At 35.0% G+C, this 16,727-nt stretch carries 16 protein-coding genes and 1 pseudogene; 11 read left to right on the forward strand and 6 right to left on the reverse strand.

From position 1 onward, the window contains the following. The first annotated feature begins 155 nt into the window (after window positions 1–155). The 3 genes from KA814_RS10060 to KA814_RS10070 all read left to right on the forward strand — a co-directional run bounded on the left by KA814_RS10060 (window position 156) and on the right by KA814_RS10070 (window position 1,435). Window positions 156–506, forward strand: a complete 351-nt coding sequence (locus KA814_RS10060; protein ID WP_031869224.1) for an SAUGI family uracil-DNA glycosylase inhibitor — start codon at window positions 156–158, stop codon at window positions 504–506. 84 nt (window positions 507–590) lie between these two features. Continuing rightward, window positions 591–902 (forward strand): DUF960 family protein, encoded by a 312-nt coding sequence (locus tag KA814_RS10065; RefSeq protein ID WP_210122743.1) that lies wholly within the window; start codon window positions 591–593, stop codon window positions 900–902. 20 nt (window positions 903–922) lie between these two features. Continuing rightward, complete coding sequence (locus KA814_RS10070; RefSeq protein WP_210122744.1) at window positions 923–1,435, forward strand: DUF1643 domain-containing protein; 513 nt, start codon at window positions 923–925, stop codon at window positions 1,433–1,435. Between the two features lie 196 nt (window positions 1,436–1,631). Here KA814_RS10070 and KA814_RS10075 read toward each other — a convergent pair whose 3' ends face one another. From KA814_RS10075 to KA814_RS10095, 6 genes and pseudogenes are all read right to left on the reverse strand, one after another. Further along, window positions 1,632–4,754, reverse strand: a complete 3,123-nt coding sequence (locus KA814_RS10075; RefSeq protein WP_210122745.1) for a type I restriction endonuclease subunit R — start codon at window positions 4,752–4,754, stop codon at window positions 1,632–1,634. Next, entirely contained in the window at window positions 4,738–6,030 is a 1,293-nt protein-coding gene (locus KA814_RS10080; protein WP_210122746.1) for a restriction endonuclease subunit S, read from the reverse strand. The genes KA814_RS10075 and KA814_RS10080 overlap by 17 nt, the downstream gene beginning before the upstream one ends. Beyond that, complete coding sequence (locus tag KA814_RS10085; protein ID WP_210122747.1) at window positions 6,020–7,534, reverse strand: class I SAM-dependent DNA methyltransferase; 1,515 nt, start codon at window positions 7,532–7,534, stop codon at window positions 6,020–6,022. Before KA814_RS10085 ends, KA814_RS10080 begins: the two co-directional genes overlap by 11 nt. 19 nt (window positions 7,535–7,553) lie before the next feature. After that, window positions 7,554–7,781, reverse strand: a complete 228-nt coding sequence (locus KA814_RS10090; RefSeq protein ID WP_119521782.1) for a hypothetical protein — start codon at window positions 7,779–7,781, stop codon at window positions 7,554–7,556. Between the two features lie 101 nt (window positions 7,782–7,882). Beyond that, window positions 7,883–7,969 (reverse strand): annotated as a pseudogene (locus tag KA814_RS13840) (hypothetical protein); the annotation flags it as partial. Between the two features lie 130 nt (window positions 7,970–8,099). Further along, window positions 8,100–9,116: a Shedu immune nuclease family protein gene (locus tag KA814_RS10095; protein ID WP_210122748.1), complete on the reverse strand. Its 1,017-nt coding sequence runs from the start codon at window positions 9,114–9,116 to the stop codon at window positions 8,100–8,102. Window positions 9,117–9,421: 305 nt separating this feature from the next. On the opposite strand from KA814_RS10095, the gene KA814_RS10100 reads away from it, so the two are divergent. From KA814_RS10100 to tcpF, 8 genes are all read left to right on the forward strand, one after another. Beyond that, window positions 9,422–9,736 (forward strand): YdcP family protein, encoded by a 315-nt coding sequence (locus KA814_RS10100; RefSeq protein WP_000420682.1) that lies wholly within the window; start codon window positions 9,422–9,424, stop codon window positions 9,734–9,736. Window positions 9,737–9,754: 18 nt separating this feature from the next. Further along, on the forward strand, window positions 9,755–10,138 hold the full coding sequence (locus tag KA814_RS10105; protein ID WP_001234286.1) for a YdcP family protein: 384 nt from the start codon (window positions 9,755–9,757) through the stop codon (window positions 10,136–10,138). Between the two features lie 28 nt (window positions 10,139–10,166). Next, a complete protein-coding gene (locus tag KA814_RS10110; RefSeq protein ID WP_000813488.1) occupies window positions 10,167–11,552 on the forward strand; it encodes an FtsK/SpoIIIE domain-containing protein in 1,386 nt (461 codons plus the stop codon). Window positions 11,553–11,729: 177 nt separating this feature from the next. Further along, window positions 11,730–12,935, forward strand: coding sequence for a MobT family relaxase (gene mobT / locus KA814_RS10120; RefSeq protein ID WP_000398284.1), 1,206 nt, complete (start codon window positions 11,730–11,732; stop codon window positions 12,933–12,935). 42 nt (window positions 12,936–12,977) lie between these two features. Beyond that, the gene (locus KA814_RS10125) at window positions 12,978–13,199 is read left to right on the forward strand and encodes a hypothetical protein (RefSeq protein WP_001009056.1); all 222 of its coding nucleotides are present in this window, start codon (window positions 12,978–12,980) and stop codon (window positions 13,197–13,199) included. 116 nt (window positions 13,200–13,315) lie between these two features. Then, window positions 13,316–13,813 (forward strand): antirestriction protein ArdA, encoded by a 498-nt coding sequence (locus KA814_RS10130; RefSeq protein WP_000342539.1) that lies wholly within the window; start codon window positions 13,316–13,318, stop codon window positions 13,811–13,813. Between the two features lie 88 nt (window positions 13,814–13,901). Continuing rightward, window positions 13,902–14,294, forward strand: a complete 393-nt coding sequence (locus tag KA814_RS10135) for a conjugal transfer protein (RefSeq protein WP_000723888.1) — start codon at window positions 13,902–13,904, stop codon at window positions 14,292–14,294. Beyond that, complete coding sequence (gene tcpF / locus KA814_RS10140) at window positions 14,278–16,725, forward strand: conjugal transfer ATPase TcpF (protein WP_210122749.1); 2,448 nt, start codon at window positions 14,278–14,280, stop codon at window positions 16,723–16,725. The genes KA814_RS10135 and tcpF overlap by 17 nt, the downstream gene beginning before the upstream one ends. Window positions 16,726–16,727 lie beyond the last annotated feature (2 nt).

Consider the following 16,727-nt stretch of genomic DNA (forward strand, 5'->3'; position numbering starts at 1 on the left):
TCCTTGTCATATCAACAATTGTGATGATTTTCGATTGGGATATTTTCTGTATTTCAGTGGGATTTCTAAGCGAAACAAACATTATTTCAAACTTATATTATCTAAATGATGTATCACATGTATACATCAACCAAATACATTAGGAGGTCATAACAATGACATTAGAACTACAACTCAAGCATTATATAACCAACTTATTCAATCTGCCAAGGGATGAAAAATGGGAATGTGAATCTATCGAGGAAATCGCTGATGATATCCTTCCTGATCAATATGTCAGACTTGGTCCACTCACCAACAAAATCCTTCATACGCATACTTACTACTCTGATACACTTCATGAAAGACATATATACCCCTTTATCCTCTACTATCAAAAACAACTCATTGCGATTGGTTATATTGATGAAACAAACGATATGGACTTCTTATATCTTCATAACACAGTTATGCCACTACTAGATCAAAGACACTTACTTGAAAAGGAGAATTATAATAATGAATAAATGGATACACATAGCTCAGATAAGCGTCACAGTCATTACAGAAGTTATTACAATAATGAAAGATATAGAAAAGGAGAAATGAGCATGGAACGTTATATTACACGTGGTATTGCCAATTACTTGCCAGCAATATTGCAGCAAGAGTTATGGAAACTTGTAGCGCAACGCGAAAACGAACAATTCAAGGAACTAGAAGAGATTGATTACTTTCATATATTCCAGTTCAATATGCATAATAGTCAATTATATATCAAACATAAGCAAGAACGTCCAGAGTACGTAAAAATTCATAAGGCAAATTATTCAAAAGCTATCAATATTAATAAGGTCTACATTATCCGAGAAGATGATGTAGACCTTTCTTATTACGTCATGTTGTTACCAGAAGAATATTAAACAAAGGAGTTAGATAAAAAATGAAATCAATCAAAAGTGTATTAGAAACAGAAGCGATATTTAGTGAGGATAAAATGCATCGTTATCTTCTCAAGAAAACTTGGGATATTGATAAAGAAGTACTCACAATTATAACGATGTATCCTCATTATGATGGAGTTATCAACGTTGACCTTACAACACAACTAATTATCAATAAAGTAGCTGAAAAAGATGAATATGGTGGTGTTAATTTTATTAACCTTTTTTCAAATATTGATACACCTATTAATTTAAAACATATCGAAAACAGCCATGACAAGCATACGGATATTCATATTATGAAAGCTGTCAAAGAAGCCGATAGTGTTTTATTGGCTTGGGGTTCCTACGGAAAGAAACCCCTTGTGGAAAATCGAGTGAATGATGTATTAGACATGTTAAAACCTCACAGTAAGAAAATCAATATACTAACAAACCCTCAAACAAATGAAATCATGCATCCTTTAAATCCTTATGCACGAAAAGCTTGGACAATAAAACCACTAGGTTGAATACGAGTACCCATATAGATAATTTTTTAGTAATAGAATTGTCTTAATTATTTTCATTATATTGGAAGTAATCGATCCTAATAAAAAATAAGATTTTAAAGTATCATTTACATTTAAATTATTAAAATAGAAGTATAAATATAGTTAAAAATACGAGCATCTTCCGCTTTACTTGGAAGATGCTCAATTATTTTTTTTATTGCTGACTTGCCATTAATTCTGCTTGTTCTACTACTTGTTCAACGGCAATTTTTTGTAAATCTGGTGGATATCCATACTCCTTCAATAATTTTCTTACTTGGGTTCTCATTTTTGCTTTAATATTACTTCTTTTATGCCAGTCCACACCCATATTATCTTTCACTGTTTTTGTTAATTCATGTGCTATTGCTCTAAGTTTTATGTCACCCATTATTTCCTTAGCAGTTTCGTGTGTAGATAATGCATCATAAAATGCAATTTCTTCGACACTTAAACCTAAATCTTTACCTTTTTGTTTCTCCGCTTCTATATCGCTAGATAATTGCATTAATAACTCTATAGTCTTCGATGCATTTATTGTTCGATTATTGTATTTTTGAATAGATTTATTTAGCATCTCTGAAAATCTTTTAGATACAGTAGCATTTGTTTTCATTAATGACTTAACTTGTCCTTTAAGTAATTTGTTCAACAATTCAACTGCTACATTTTTTTGTTTTAAAGCTGCAACATCTTTTAGAAAATCATCAGATAAAATTGAAATGTCTGGATTATCTAATCCAAGGGTTTGATAAATATCTACAACTTCTTCAGTGACAACTGATTTTGAAATTAATTGATTTATCTCTGCTTCAACTTCAGCAGGTGTCTTTTTACGCTTGCTTCCTTCACTAGGTGGAGCTAATAATTTAACAAGCCCTGATTTTACGGCTTTTAAAAATGCAATTTCACTGTTCAGTTCCTGAGCATCTTCCTCTGTCGCACAAAGAGCAAACGCCTTAGTAAGCTCGGTCACTGTTTTCACAAAACGCTCTCTTTCTTTCTCACCTAATCCAATGATATAATCCATCGTATTTGAGATAGCATTATAGCGATTTAATTGGTCTTCTGACTCAAAATCAGAATAGTCATGATTATACAACATATCTTGTATGATATCGTATTTCATTAACATAACCTCAAGTGCTTTATCTGTGTCTATACCTGTTTGTTCTCTATCAGAGTCCGTATACTCTTTTAGTGCTTCCTTCAGACTTTCAGCAATACCTACATAATCAACAATTAAGCCGCCTGGTTTATCTTTAAATACTCTATTAACTCGTGCAATAGCTTGCATTAAGTTATGACCTTTCATCGGCTTATCTATGTACATTGTATGCATTGAAGGTACATCAAATCCTGTTAACCACATGTCTCGCACAATTACGAGTTGCAATTCATCATTAACATCTTTCATACGATTCTCTAAAAGGTTTCTTCGTTTTTTCGGACCTATATGTTTTTGGAAGTTTTGCGGATCACTAGATGAACCTGTCATAACGACTTTGATAACACCTTTGTCATCATCATCTGAATGCCATTCGGGTTTAAGTCTTACAATTTCATCATATAAATCGACTGCAATACGACGACTCATTGTGACAATCATACCCTTACCCTTCATTGCCTTCTGTCTTGTTTCAAAGTGATTAATAATGTCAGTCGCTAAAGCATGTACACGTTGTTCGGCACCAGATAGAGCTTCTATACGTGACCATTTAGATTTCAATCGAGATTTAGTATCTTCTTCTTGGCCAGAAGTAATGACATCATATGCTTCATCAATATCTAAATCGGTTGGTAAATTTAATGGAATAATACGACTTTCATAATATATTTTAACCGTACTACCGTCTTCTACAGATTGTGTCATATCATATACATCAATATAATTTCCAAATACCATTTGTGTATTCTTATCTGTTGAAGATACAGGTGTTCCAGTAAAACCAACGAACGAAGCATTAGGTAGAGCATCTCTTAAATATTTTGCATATCCATATTTAATACCTTCACCTTTTTCATCGTAAGTTGCTTTGAAACCATATTGTGTGCGGTGTGCTTCGTCTGCCATAACTACTACATTTTTACGTTCTGTTAATGCATCCATTGTCACTTGACCTTCTTCAGGTTCGAATTTCTGCATAGTTGTAAATACGATACCACCTGATTCTACAGATAATAGTTCTTTCAATTCTTTTCGTGATTCTGCTTGTTTAGGTGTCTGTCTTAGTAATCCTTTACCTGAGCGTCCTTTGGACTTAACAAAAGTACCATACAATTGATTGTCTAAGTCATTACGGTCTGTTACGACCACTAATGTTGGGTTATTTAATTTTTGAATTAACTTTCCTGAGAAAAAGACCATTGTCAAACTCTTACCAGAACCTTGTGTGTGCCAAATAACACCACCCTTGCCATCTCCATGTTCAGATGTTGCTTCCATAACACGATCAATAGCTTTATTCACTGCATAATATTGATGATATGCAGCTAATATTTTAACTATATTTCCTTTACCATCATCTTGGAACAAAACAAAATGATGAATTAAATCTAATAGTACTTCCTTATTTAACATACCGTGAATCAATATATCTAAACTACGAAACGTTGATGAATCTTCATTTTTTCCATCTTTAGTACGCCAAGTCATAAAACGATCATAATCAACAGTTAAAGAACCAGCTTTTGTATTTATACCATCACTCGTTACTAACACTGCATTATGATTAAATAATTGTGGAATTCTCATTTTATAAGTTTCTAACTGATGGTATCCATCTTCAATACCAACAGATTCATTTGTAGAATTTTTCAGTTCAATTACCACTACTGGTAATCCATTTATGAATAACACAATATCAGGTCTTTTTTTATAATCTCCATTCACAACAGTTAATTGATTAACCGCTAAGAAATCATTATTTCCTGGGTTATCAAAGTCAAATACATAGACCAAATCATTAATCGTCTCACCGTCATCATTATAGTGTTCAACCTCAATACCATTTGTAATCATTTCATGGAAAGAACGATTATTCTCTAATAAACTAGGAGACTTCTCAATTGAAATTTCATGAATTGCCTGTTCAATTGCACTATTATTTAGTTCAGGATTAATACGTCTCAAAGCCGCTTCCAAACGATCATCAAGCACAACATCTTTGTCGCTCTTCCGTTCATTCATAATCCCATTGTCACTACTATCTCGACCATTCTTAACAGAATAACCAAGACCCTCAAACCACTTCAATGCAACCTGTTCTAAATCATCTTCACTAAATTGAAAGCTCATCTTCATTCACCTCGATATCGTCAGGTATCTCAATTTCACCTGACATTAATTTTGGTAGTAATGTGTCACGGAGTTGGGTTAAATTTTGGTTTTGTTCTCTAATTATTTTAATTTTTTGAATATATGGTTCAATTTTTTCACTTAATAAATATGAAACTTCTTCATTATATGCAAACCTGTATTGGACTGCTATATCTGGCTTAACTCTTTGCCTACTATTAGTTGAACCAGTAGTATTTGAAACCAAATATTCATTAAATTTGTCAGAAATACATATGTTATAAATAAAAGCATTTCTATAACTATTATCGCTTTTAAGAACTACAAATTCTGATGAAGCAACGTTTAGAAAATTTTCGTTATATGAAGTTACCCATATTCTTCTAGTTGTGGGGTTCATCTTAGAAAACAAAATACAATTCTCATCTATTATCCACTTGTTACTTTTAATATCAGTTACATTATCAATGGTAGGATACTGTCCACTATCAAATGCTGGTAAACTGAAATGTTTCACCTCTGATTCATTACTTTTTTTAGGATTAAATGTATCTTTTTTGTGATGTACTATGTCTTTTAAATATACACATTCCCATCCTTTTGGTATCTTCCCTAATTCACTATCAACCATCTCTCCGCCGCTTGATTTGTATGGATTTCCATTTTCATCAGGAAACTCAAAATCAACAAACCATCGTTTGAATAATGTTTTTGAAAGTTCTTCAAGATTTGCTATGATTTTTTGATTGATTTTTTCTTTTTTTAAAAGTGCTAATAGTATATGACTAATTTTCATCTGATTTTGAAGGCTAGGTATAGTAATTTTAAGTTTTGAAATCATTTCGTTATTTAAACTTGCTCTTGTAGACATGATAGACATAGAATTTACTTGATTTCTAAAATTATTACTTCTAAAATAAAATGCAGCATATACTGGTAACAATTTATTCTCACAATATTTGTTTGGTCTTAATCTTTTGGTAAATCCATTAAAAGTCGCATTTTTATAGTCTTTTAAAGCTACTGCACTTATACCTAACTCATTTTGTTTCTCACTAGTTCTTGTTAAAAAAAGGTCTCCTTTTTTAACTGAATACTTTTCTCTTTCTTTTTCTTCAGTTATAACTTGCCCAGAAAATTCATTAGGTAATATTAAATTATCGAATACATCTTTAAATGTTAAAAAAGGTGTACCAGTGCCAAAATATTTTCTATTTTTTGATAAACCTGAACTAATAGTATATAAATCAGTTAAATTAAATGTCTCAAACTCCATAACCTAATCCCTCCAATGACTTACGGATTTGGTCTTCGAGTTCTTTTGATTTCGCAAATTGTTCACTTAAATCTGCTGTGATTCTTTCCATTTTCTGTTCAAATGGTTCTGAATCTTCTTGTACTTCTGCTAAGCCTACATAACGTCCTGGTGTTAAGATATATTCGTTATCTTTTATTTCTTCTGTCTTTGCTACTTTAGAGAAACCTGCTTTGTCTTCATATTGATTATCGTTTGTTCCACGCCATGAATGATAGACATTTGCTATATCTTTTATTTCTTCATCTGAGAACTCTTTTAATGTTCTTGATACCATACTTCCGATATTTCTAGCATCTATAAATAGTACTTCTCCACGTCGTTCATTCTTACCGTTTTTAGCTTTATTTTTTGTCACGAACCACAAACATACTGGAATTTGAGTTGAATAGAATAGTTGCCCTGGTAATGTGACAATACACTCAACTAAGTCTTGTTCAATTAAGTTTTTACGTATTTCTAATTCATCTTTACCACTTGTAGACATCGAACCATTCGCTAATACAAACCCTGCTGTACCACTTGGTGCAAGTTTAGAAATCATATGTTCAATCCAAGCATAGTTGGCATTGCCCTTAGGAGGAATACCAAATTTCCAGCGGTAATCATCTAATAATTTTTCTTGTCCCCAGTCACTGGCATTGAATGGAGGGTTAGCTAATATAAAATCAGCTTTCAAATCTTTATGTAAATCATTATGAAATGTGTCTGCATGATGATCACCTAAATCATTATCTATACCTCGAATAGCCAAATTCATTTTTGCTAATTTCCAAGTAGTTGGATTAGATTCTTGACCATAAACAGCAATATCATCTATACGACCTTGATGGCGTTCTATAAAATGCTCACTTTGTACAAACATTCCTCCTGAGCCACAACAAGGGTCATAAATTCTACCTTGATATGGTTCAATCATTTCAACAAGCAATTTAACTATTGAAGCTGGTGTGTAGAATTCCCCAGCATTCTTACCCTCAGCGCTTGCGAATTTCGCGATAAAGTATTCATAAACACGCCCCAAGACATCTTGCTTCTTACTTTCAGAGTCTCCGACTTTGAATGTAAATAGATCGATAATATCGCCTAATTTTTCTTTATCTAATGCTGGTCTTGCGTAATCTTTAGGTAACACGCCTTTTAATGACTCATTTTCTTTTTCAATTGCTATCATTGCTTTATCAATAATTTGACCAATTTCTGGTTTCTTTGAATTATCGTTAATATATTGCCAACGTGCTTCTTTAGGAACCCAGAAAATATTCTCTGCTAAATACTCATCTTTATCTTCTTCGTCTGCATATTCATCATTTTTCAATTCTTCATATTTTTCTTCAAAAGAATCAGAAACATATTTCAAAAATATAATACCTAACGCTACATTCTTGTATTCTGCTGCATCCATACTGCCACGTAATTTATCTGCAGCTTGCCATAACTTTTCTTCAAATCCAATTGTTGCCATATACTTTCTCTCCCTTTTATTAATAGTGGTCTATATTTATCCAGTAATCTTCAACATCAAATTCATATTCTTTTAAATTTTTAATACCTTTATCATTTAATTGAAAACTACAATTTGCACATTTAACTGTATATATACATTGAAAACTATCTTCTTGTTCATAAAATTGAACATTACCTTGTTCATCCTCGTACTCATATTCATGAATATCAGTAATTACTTTTTTAGTGTATGTTACTAAGGACATCGCAGCACAACATGGACATTTTAAAATTTCATTGGTAAATGTAAAACTATTATTCAACTCTGCTTGTGCTAGTTGGTTAGCGCTTTGATTTCTAATTCAACGTTATGTATGTTTACTCGTTCGTATCCTAAACTCTCAAGTTGTTGAAGTACCTCATTTTCTAATGCATATTCACTTTGATAAGCCATCCATTTATCCACCCTAAACTTAATATTTTCTTAAATATATCAAAATTTAGTAATAATTAATATTGTATACTTCATTTTTGACTAACAAATTAAGATTAATTTTCAACGAAAGTTAAACTGTTACACATAACTAACTATTTATATTATTTTTTTCAAACTTTTTAATAATATTTTCTAGAGTTACGATTAATTCATCATAACTATATATATCTACAATATTTTTATATGCATTTTTAATAAGTCTGTAATCTTGTAATTGCTCCTGATTAAAATTATTAGTTCTACCTAAAATAACTATACCCTTAGGACTTCTTATATTAATTTCAATATCCTTAGCTTCTCTTTCTTTAATTGCTTTTTGGAGTTTTTTTATCACATTTTTACTTTCAGTATTAATATAATGTAAATATTTTTCTACTTGCATTAAAGCACTACTTAAATCTCTTGTAGGAGGATAATTTCCTCTTGATTTTGTAGAATTTAAAATTTTTATTCCATGGGCTTTTTTAATTTCAATAATATCTACATTATTATTATTATCTAGCAAGATAAAGTCGACTCTCTTTTTCTTATCACTATGTCTGATTACTTCATATTCACTAAAGACATCTATATATTTTGGGAAAATTAGAGTTAAAATATCTACAATTTCTTTTTGCCAAACTTTTTCATGTGTTTGTTCATTAGATATTAAATATTTAAGCCTATTTAGAATTAATCTGTATTTATCTTGCTCATATTCAGATAAAACATCACTTAGTAACATTTCACTTTCAGTAGATATATTACTAATTTCTTTCAATTTTATTTTTTGTTTTCTTATATATTCTTCATAGTTTCCAATATAATCTTTTTTAACATTAAAAAATTCTGAAACAATTTGGCTTATTCTAACATTACTATATTTATCTAATTCTGTACTTTTCGGAAAATTATTAATTAAATTATTGTATTCTAATTCTGTTATAGTAGATGTCGATAAACTCAAATTCTTATCGTCATCTGAATTAGAAATAACTATAAAATCTTCATCAATTATGTCATCTATCTTTTTGAGAACTGAAATATTTCTCCAAGCTATAAAATGCTTTTTATTAAATTTAAAATTTTTATCAAAAAAATAGCATAAAAATCTAGTTATCCGCATAAAAACTGGACTTATCACACTTTATCAAGGTCAAAACCACTCAATTTACTACTAATTTACTACTTATGAATGAGCTTTGATACGACGATTTATCCTTGAAAAGTGAAGATATAAAGATACTTCCAATAAAATTTGAATATTTAATAGGTAGACACTTCAAAAAATGAGGTGTCTATTTTTTTACCCGATTTTGAAAGGAAGTGAACTTATGAAAACAAAAAATCAAGAATCAAAAGGTCGTTCCCCACTCTTTAAGACCATCAAACATTCATTCAGCCAATAAAAAAGAAAGGATAGGTAAAAATATGGAACTTAAATTTGTGATTCCCAACATGGAAAAAACATTCGGCAATTTAGAATTTGCTGGCGAGGATAAAGTCGTTCAGCGAAGAATCAACGGACGGCTAACTGTCTTATCAAGAAGCTATAATCTCTATTCTGATGTTCAAAGAGCAGATGATATTGTGGTGGTGCTTCCTGCTGAAGCTGGCGAAAAACATTTCGGCTTTGAGGAACGTGTGAAGTTAGTCAATCCACGTATTACCGCAGAGGGCTACAAAATCGGCACTCGTGGTTTTACAAATTACCTTTTACATGCTGACGACATGATAAAAGAATAAAGAAAGAGAGGAAAAATGATGAGATTAGCAAATGGCATTGTATTAGATAAAGACACGACTTTTGGAGAATTGAAATTCTCTGCTCTACGTCGTGAAGTGAGAATCCAAAATGAAGACGGGTCGGTTTCAGATGAAATCAAGGAACGTACCTATGACTTAAAATCCAAAGGACAAGGACGCATGATTCAAGTAAGTATTCCTGCCAGCGTGCCTTTGAAAGAGTTTGATTATAACGCACGGGTGGAACTTATCAATCCCATTGCGGACACCGTTGCTACTGCCACCTATCAAGGAGCAGATGTTGACTGGTATATCAAGGCAGACGATATTGTGCTGACAAAGGATTCTAGTTCATTCAAAGCTCAACCACAAGCAAAGAAAGAACCGACACAAGACAAATAGTCGCTAGGTAGAAAGGAGACTTTTTCGCATGAAACAGCGTGGTAAAAGGATTCGCCCATCTGGTAAAGATTTAGTCTTTCATTTTACGATAGCGTCACTCCTGCCTGTTTTCCTGCTGGTTGTCGGACTGTTTCATGTGAAGACAATCCAGCAGATCAACTGGCAGGATTTTAACCTATCACAAGCAGATAAGATTGACATTCCCTATTTAATTATCAGTTTCAGTGTCGCAATTCTTATCTGCTTGCTGGTAGCGTTTGTATTCAAACGGGTTCGCTATGATACGGTTAAACAACTTTACCACCGTCAAAAACTGGCAAAGATGATACTTGAAAACAAGTGGTATGAATCTGAACAGGTCAAAACAGAGGGTTTCTTTAAAGATAGTGCTGGTCGTACAAAGGAAAAGATAACCTACTTCCCTAAAATGTATTATCGACTTAAAAATGGCTTGATACAGATACGGGTGGAAATCACGCTGGGAAAATATCAAGACCAACTCTTACACTTGGAAAAGAAATTAGAGAGTGGCTTGTACTGTGAGCTGACGGATAAAGAGTTAAAGGATTCCTATGTGGAATATACTTTGCTCTATGACACCATAGCCAGTCGTATTTCTATTGATGAAGTAGAAGCTAAAGATGGTAAACTTCGCTTAATGAAAAACGTATGGTGGGAATATGATAAGCTCCCTCATATGTTGATTGCTGGTGGTACAGGTGGCGGTAAAACTTACTTTATACTGACACTGATTGAAGCCTTGCTTCATACAGATTCAAAACTGTATATTCTTGACCCGAAAAATGCTGACCTTGCGGACTTAGGTTCTGTGATGGCAAATGTCTACTATAGAAAAGAAGACTTGCTTTCTTGCATTGAAACATTCTATGAAGAAATGATGAAACGTAGTGAGGAAATGAAGCAGATGAAGAACTATAAGACTGGCAAAAATTATGCTTACTTAGGTCTCCCGGCACACTTCTTAATCTTTGATGAATACGTCGCTTTCATGGAAATGCTGGGAACAAAAGAAAACACCGCAGTTATGAATAAGCTGAAACAGATTGTCATGTTAGGTCGTCAAGCTGGCTTCTTTCTAATACTGGCTTGTCAACGTCCAGACGCAAAATATTTAGGCGACGGAATCCGTGATCAGTTTAATTTCAGAGTGGCTTTAGGTCGTATGTCTGAAATGGGCTATGGCATGATGTTTGGCAGTGACGTACAAAAGGATTTCTTCTTAAAGCGAATCAAAGGTCGTGGCTATGTTGATGTAGGAACAAGTGTCATATCAGAGTTTTATACTCCCCTTGTACCAAAAGGATATGATTTCTTGGAGGAAATTAAAAAGTTATCCAACAGCAGACAGTCCACGCAGGCGACGTGCGAAGCGGAAGTCGCAGGTGTGGACTGATCTTGCTGGCTGGTGTGGCAATAGCCACGCCAGCACTTAACCCCCCGTATCTAACAGGGGGGTACAAATCGACAGGAAACAGTCAAAAAAACATTAGAAAATCCTTTGGTTACAAGGGATTTACAAAATTTCAGCGTATGTCAAATGGGCTTTAAAAGTTGACATACGCCTTTTTGATTGGAGGGATTTTTACTGAATGAACAAACTTGGTTACAGCATTTAAAAGAAAAACGCTTGGCTTATGGACTATCTCAAAACCGTTTAGCTGTTGCGACTGGTATTACAAGGCAGTATCTAAGCGATATTGAAACAGGAAAAGTCAAGCCATCAGAGGATTTACAGCAGTCCCTTTGGGAAGCTCTGGAACGCTTCAATCCCGACGCTCCCCTTGAAATGCTGTTTGATTATGTAAGGATTCGCTTTCCGACAACAGACGTACAGCAGGTGGTCGAAAACATCTTACAACTGAAACTGTCCTATTTTCTTCATGAGGACTATGGTTTCTATTCTTATTCAGAGCATTATGCTTTAGGCGACATATTCGTCCTTTGCTCCCATGAACTGGACAAAGGAGTTCTGGTGGAATTGAAAGGTCGTGGGTGCAGACAATTTGAAAGCTATCTTCTGGCACAACAAAGAAGCTGGTATGAGTTCTTTATGGACGTTTTGGTGGCTGGCGGTGTGATGAAACGCCTTGACCTTGCCATTAACGATAAGACAGGGATTTTGAATATCCCTGTACTCACTGAAAAGTGCCAACAGGAAGAATGTATCTCCGTCTTCCGCAGTTTTAAAAGCTATCGCAGTGGCGAACTGGTACGCAAAGAGGAAAAGGAATGTATGGGAAACACCCTCTATATCGGTTCATTACAAAGTGAAGTTTATTTCTGTATCTATGAAAAGGACTACGAGCAGTACAAGAAAAATGATATTCCCATTGAAGACGCAGAAGTAAAAAACCGTTTTGAGATTCGATTGAAAAATGAGCGTGCCTATTATGCAGTCCGTGATTTACTCGTCTATGACAATCCAGAGCATACCGCCTTTAAAATTATCAATCGGTATATCCGTTTTGTAGATAAAGACGATTCCAAACCTCGTTCTGATTGGAAACTGAATGAAGAATGGGCTTGGTTTATTGGGAACAATCGTGAACGATTAAAACTAACCACAAAACCAGAGCCTTACTCCTTCCAAAGGACGCTGAACTGGCTATCTCATCAAGTTGCCCCGACCTTAAAGGTTGCGATTAAACTTGATGAAATCAACCAGACGCAGGTTGTAAAAGACATTCTCGACCATGCGAAACTGACAGACCGACACAAGCAGATTTTGAAGCAACAGTCAGTAAAAGAACAGGACGTGATAACAACAAAAAAATAACTCAAATACAAATTCATTGAATATAGAGAGGAGAACATTTTTATGAATTTTGGACAAAACCTTTATAACTGGTTTCTATCAAACGCTCAATCACTGGTGCTTTTAGCAATCGTTGTGATTGGCTTGTATCTTGGCTTCAAGCGTGAGTTTAGCAAACTGATTGGCTTTTTAATTATTGCGATTATTGCGGTTGGCTTAGTCTTCAACGCTGCTGGAGTAAAAGACATTTTACTAGAGCTATTCAATCGCATTATTGGTGCTTAAATAAAACCGTTCTTTTGTGGAATATAAGTGGTTTTCTTATGTTCCGCAAAGGAATGGTACACCAAACGAAGTGCGGTAGGGATTTTTGAATCTCTACAAAGAAAGGACGTGAATATATGGACGATATGCAAGTCTATATTGCGAATTTAGGCAAATACAATGAGGGCGAATTGGTCGGTGCGTGGTTTACCTTTCCCATTGACTTTGAGGAAGTCAAAGAGAAAATCGGCTTGAATGATGAATATGAGGAATACGCCATTCATGACTACGAGTTACCCTTTACGGTTGACGAATACACTTCCATTGGCGAACTCAATCGACTATGGGAAATGGTATCGGAATTACCCGAAGAATTACAATCGGAGCTATCTGCTCTGCTCACTCATTTTTCAAGCATTGAAGAACTAAGCGAACATCAAGAGGATATTATCATTCATTCCGATTGTGATGATATGTATGACGTGGCACGCTACTACATTGAAGAAACGGGTGCTTTAGGCGAAGTACCAGCTAGTCTTCAAAACTATATTGATTATCAAGCCTATGGTCGGGATTTAGACCTTTCAGGAACGTTTATCTCAACCAATCATGGGATTTTTGAAATCGTCTATTAAATCTGTCGGTACATTACTACTGGCAGATTTTCTATTTTACGGGGTGGCTCAATCAGCTACCCCTATTTTTTATGAAAGGATTGATTACATGAAGAAAATACGAAGCTATACCAGTATCTGGTCTGTGGAAAAGGTACTGTATTCTATCAATGATTTTAGACTTCCGTTTCCCATAACCTTTACGCAAATGACATGGTTTGTCGTGTCACTCTTTGCAGTGATGATACTTGGCAACTTGCCCCCTCTTTCCATGATAGAGGGAGCATTTCTCAAATACTTTGGGATTCCTGTGGCTTTCACATGGTTTATGTCTACAAAAACTTTTGATGGTAAAAAGCCTTATGGATTTTTGAAGTCTGTCATTGCTTATGCACTGCGACCAAAGCTGACCTATGCAGGAAAAAAAGTAACGCTTGGCAGAAACCAGCCACAAGAAGCCATTACAGCAGTTAGGAGTGAATTTTATGGCATATCCAATTAAATACATTGAAAACAATCTCGTCTGGAATAAAGACGGGGAATGTTATGCTTACTATGAGCTTGTTCCTTACAATTACTCATTTCTAAGTCCAGAACAGAAAATACAAGTGCATGATTCTTTCAGACAGCTTATCGCACAAAATCGTGATGGCAAAATTCATGCTTTACAAATCAGTACAGAATCCAGCATACGTTCTGCACAAGAGCGTTCCAAAAATGAAGTCACTGGCAAGCTCAAAGCGGTTGCCTATGACAAAATCGACCAACAGACAGACGCTTTAATATCCATGATTGGCGAAAATCGAGTGAACTACCGTTTCTTTATCGGCTTTAAGTTGCTTCTCAACGATCAGGAGTTTTCTATGAAAAGTCTTACCGTTGAAGCAAAAAATGCTTTGTCTGATTTTGTCTATGATGTGAACCATAAGCTGATGGGCGATTTTGTTAGTATGAGTAATGATGAAATCCTGCGTTTTCAGAAGATGGAAAAGCTCTTAGAAAATAAAATCTCTCGTCGTTTCAAAATCCGCAGGTTAGATAAGGACGACTTCGGCTATCTGATTGAACACCTTTACGGACAGACAGGCACTGCCTATGAAGAGTATGAGTACCATCTATCAAAGAAAAAGCTGGATAATGAAACGCTGATTAAATACTATGACTTGATTAAGCCTACTCGCTGTTTGGTGGAAGAAAAACAGCGATATTTGAAAATCCAGCAGGAAGATGAAACCGTCTATGTAGCTTACTTTACCATTAACAGCATTGTCGGAGAACTGGACTTCCCGTCCTCTGAAATCTTCTACTACCAGCAACAGCAATTTACATTCCCGATTGATACGTCAATGAATGTGGAAATTGTAGCGAATCGTAAAGCCCTATCTACTGTCCGCAATAAAAAGAAAGAACTGAAAGACTTGGATAACTACGCTTGGCAAAGTGATAATGAAACCAGCTCCAATGTGGCGGAAGCTCTGGAAAGTGTGAATGAGCTGGAAACCAATTTAGACCAAAGCAAGGAATCTATGTACAAGCTGTCTTATGTGGTAAGGGTATCAGCAAATGATCTTGACGAACTCAAACGTCGTTGTAATGAAGTGAAAGATTTTTATGACGATTTAAGCGTAAAACTGGTACGACCATTTGGGGATATGCTCGGCTTACATGAAGAATTTTTACCTGCCAGCAAGCGTTATATGAATGATTATATTCAATACGTGACCTCTGATTTCCTCGCTGGTTTAGGTTTTGGTGCTACTCAAATGCTGGGGGAAAATGAGGGGATTTATGTTGGCTACAGCTTAGATACTGGACGCAATGTCTATCTGAAACCTGCTCTTGCCAGTCAAGGGGTTAAGGGTTCAGTAACCAATGCGTTAGCGTCGGCTTTTGTTGGTTCGCTGGGTGGTGGTAAATCCTTTGCGAATAACCTTATCGTCTATTATGCGGTGCTTTATGGGGCACAAGCAGTGATTGTAGACCCAAAAGCAGAACGTGGCAGATGGAAAGAAACCTTGCCAGAGATTTCCCATGAAATCAATATCGTCACTCTGACTTCTGATGAGAAAAACAAAGGCTTACTTGACCCTTATGTGATTATGAAAAATCCCAAAGATTCTGAATCACTGGCTATTGATATTCTGACATTCCTTACGGGGATTTCCTCTCGTGATGGGGAACGCTTCCCAATCCTTAGAAAAGCCATTCGTGCAGTAACCAATAGTGAAGTACGAGGGTTGATGAAAGTGATTGAGGAATTACGGGTTGAGAATACGCCACTAAGTACCAGTATAGCCGACCATATCGAAAGTTTTACAGACTATGACTTTGCACATTTATTATTCAGTAATGGTTATGTGGAGCAGTCTATCAGCTTAGAAAAACAACTGAACATTATACAGGTTGCGGACTTGGTACTTCCCGACAAGGAAACTTCCTTTGAGGAATATACCACTATGGAGCTTTTATCCGTTGCTATGCTGATTGTCATTAGTACCTTTGCTTTAGACTTTATCCATACAGACCGAAGCATTTTCAAGATTGTAGATTTAGACGAAGCATGGAGCTTTTTACAGGTAGCACAAGGAAAAACACTATCTATGAAGCTGGTTCGGGCTGGTCGTGCTATGAACGCTGGGGTATATTTCGTGACCCAAAATACAGACGACCTCTTAGATGAAAAACTGAAAAATAACCTCGGCTTAAAATTTGCATTTCGTTCCACTGACCTTAACGAGATTAAAAAGACCTTAGCCTTTTTTGGTGTAGACCCAGAGGACGAAAACAATCAGAAGCGATTGCGTGATTTGGAAAACGGGCAATGCCTTATCAGTGATTTATATGGTCGTGTCGGTGTGATACAGTTCCACCCTGTATTTGAAGAACTGCTCCATGCCTTTGATACCAGACCACCTGTGCGAAAAGAGGTGTAAAT

It is taken from the genome of Staphylococcus sp. GDY8P196P, from assembly GCF_017891705.1.
GTDB lineage: Bacteria > Bacillota > Bacilli > Staphylococcales > Staphylococcaceae > Staphylococcus > Staphylococcus ureilyticus.

Excerpts from the sequence above, each read along its gene's own strand:
- KA814_RS10060 (WP_031869224.1), top strand. The coding sequence starts at position 156 with ATGACATTAGAACTACAACTCAAGCATTATATAACCAACTTATTCAAT.
- KA814_RS10065 (WP_210122743.1), top strand. The coding sequence starts at position 591 with ATGGAACGTTATATTACACGTGGTATTGCCAATTACTTGCCAGCAATA.
- KA814_RS10070 (WP_210122744.1), top strand. The coding sequence starts at position 923 with ATGAAATCAATCAAAAGTGTATTAGAAACAGAAGCGATATTTAGTGAG.
- KA814_RS10075 (WP_210122745.1), bottom strand. The coding sequence starts at position 4,754 with ATGAGCTTTCAATTTAGTGAAGATGATTTAGAACAGGTTGCATTGAAG.
- KA814_RS10080 (WP_210122746.1), bottom strand. The coding sequence starts at position 6,030 with ATGGAGTTTGAGACATTTAATTTAACTGATTTATATACTATTAGTTCA.
- KA814_RS10085 (WP_210122747.1), bottom strand. The coding sequence starts at position 7,534 with ATGGCAACAATTGGATTTGAAGAAAAGTTATGGCAAGCTGCAGATAAA.
- KA814_RS10090 (WP_119521782.1), bottom strand. The coding sequence starts at position 7,781 with ATGTCCTTAGTAACATACACTAAAAAAGTAATTACTGATATTCATGAA.
- KA814_RS10095 (WP_210122748.1), bottom strand. The coding sequence starts at position 9,116 with ATGCGGATAACTAGATTTTTATGCTATTTTTTTGATAAAAATTTTAAA.
- KA814_RS10100 (WP_000420682.1), top strand. The coding sequence starts at position 9,422 with ATGGAACTTAAATTTGTGATTCCCAACATGGAAAAAACATTCGGCAAT.
- KA814_RS10105 (WP_001234286.1), top strand. The coding sequence starts at position 9,755 with ATGAGATTAGCAAATGGCATTGTATTAGATAAAGACACGACTTTTGGA.
- KA814_RS10110 (WP_000813488.1), top strand. The coding sequence starts at position 10,167 with ATGAAACAGCGTGGTAAAAGGATTCGCCCATCTGGTAAAGATTTAGTC.
- KA814_RS10125 (WP_001009056.1), top strand. The coding sequence starts at position 12,978 with ATGAATTTTGGACAAAACCTTTATAACTGGTTTCTATCAAACGCTCAA.
- KA814_RS10130 (WP_000342539.1), top strand. The coding sequence starts at position 13,316 with ATGGACGATATGCAAGTCTATATTGCGAATTTAGGCAAATACAATGAG.
- KA814_RS10135 (WP_000723888.1), top strand. The coding sequence starts at position 13,902 with ATGAAGAAAATACGAAGCTATACCAGTATCTGGTCTGTGGAAAAGGTA.
- tcpF (WP_210122749.1), top strand. The coding sequence starts at position 14,278 with ATGGCATATCCAATTAAATACATTGAAAACAATCTCGTCTGGAATAAA.